Annotated in this window: 2 protein-coding genes; both read right to left on the bottom strand. The window is 64.5% G+C overall.

The features are described 5' to 3' along the window. Window positions 1-457, bottom strand: a 457-nt coding sequence (locus tag CXY73_RS00055; protein ID WP_104176384.1) for an SRPBCC family protein, incomplete at its 3' end; no start/stop codon positions are given. Between the two features lie 22 nt (window positions 458-479). Then, window positions 480-1,217, bottom strand: a complete 738-nt coding sequence (locus CXY73_RS00060) for a hypothetical protein (RefSeq protein ID WP_104176385.1) — start codon at window positions 1,215-1,217, stop codon at window positions 480-482. Window positions 1,218-1,310 lie beyond the last annotated feature (93 nt).

A 1,310-nucleotide genomic window follows, 5' to 3' on the forward strand; every position in this document is an offset into this window, starting at 1 on the left:
GCTTGATTGCGGCGAGGGTTTTCGGGATGCCGTCGAGGGCTTGCTGGGTGCGGTCGATGATCTGAGTGTGTGCGTCTTCGCCGAACTTCTCCTCGAACATGGCGATCCCGTCCGGCAGGAAATCCCAAGACTCAGTGAGTTTCGTCCCGGTCTGCGCGGCCGCGAAGCTGAAGCCCCAGCGCACGAAGCTGCCGCCCACCACCCAGGCGAACTCGTGACCGCGCTCTGCCGTCACCACCTCAGACCGGGTCTGCCACGTCCGGTGCGGGAGCTCGTTGTGCCCGGTGAACCAGGCACCAACCCGACCGGCCTCGGCCTCGTTGTCCCACCAGCACGATGTACAGACCGGGCTCCACTCGCCGGTGCGGGTGATGTCGGAGAGTAGGTCATAGAGAAACGTGGCCGACGCCTCGACGATGACCGACTCCTGATGGCTGAGAATGCTCGTCTCACTCATGCGTTTATCCTAACGAACGAGGTCACTTCTGCCGCCGACGACTGCCACCGTGCCAGTCCTCCTGCTTTCCGACAGTGCCCGCGTCGACTCCAAACGCGGCCAGCTGTGGCTGCTCGCGCAGGCTGCGTTTGAGCTCGGCAAAACCCGGGAAGCGGGCCAGAGCAACCACGTGGTCCCACAACTCGACCGCCAAGTCCTCGTCTGGCAGCCGGCTGATCACCGGCCCGAAGAAGGCAACACCGGCGGGCGGCTCGAAGTGGATGATGGGCGTGCCCACGTCTTTTCCCGTCAGCGAGAGCGCTTCGTCCGTCTCCTGCTGGATCTCCCTGTCCCAGGACTCGTCGTCGAGAGCTTCCGCCAGCTCGAGCGGCAGGCCCGCCTCGGCGAGGATCGGCTCCACAAACTCACGCGTCCCGCGGAGCTCACGCAGGTTGACCTCGGTTCGATGGTCGTCCGGGCTGGGGGAGGTATCGAAGATGTGGGTCCCGAAGGCGGCGTACAGCGGCGCGATTGCCGCGCGGCCGTGCTCCGCTCGCGCCCGGGCGGCTACCCGCAGGAGCCGGAGCCCGGCGGTATGGCCAGCTTCGTACTCGGGCGGGAAGTGCGCGTCGTAGTCGACGTGGGAGTTGATCAGGCGCAACGAGATGAACCGCCAATCCACGGTATAGTCGCGTTGCTTTTGCACCTGCCGCACCCACTTACTGGTCATCCAGGCGAAGGGACAGACTGGGTCGAAGTAGAAATTGATGTCAGCGTCCATGCGTCCAACCCTAGGTCAGTACCGCACTACAACCGAGATCGACCGGGCAAGGTGAACTCGACGAACGCCATCTCACTGATCAGAGCTCGCGCT

The organism is Cryobacterium sp. Y50 (assembly GCF_002929805.1).
Taxonomy (GTDB): domain Bacteria; phylum Actinomycetota; class Actinomycetes; order Actinomycetales; family Microbacteriaceae; genus Cryobacterium.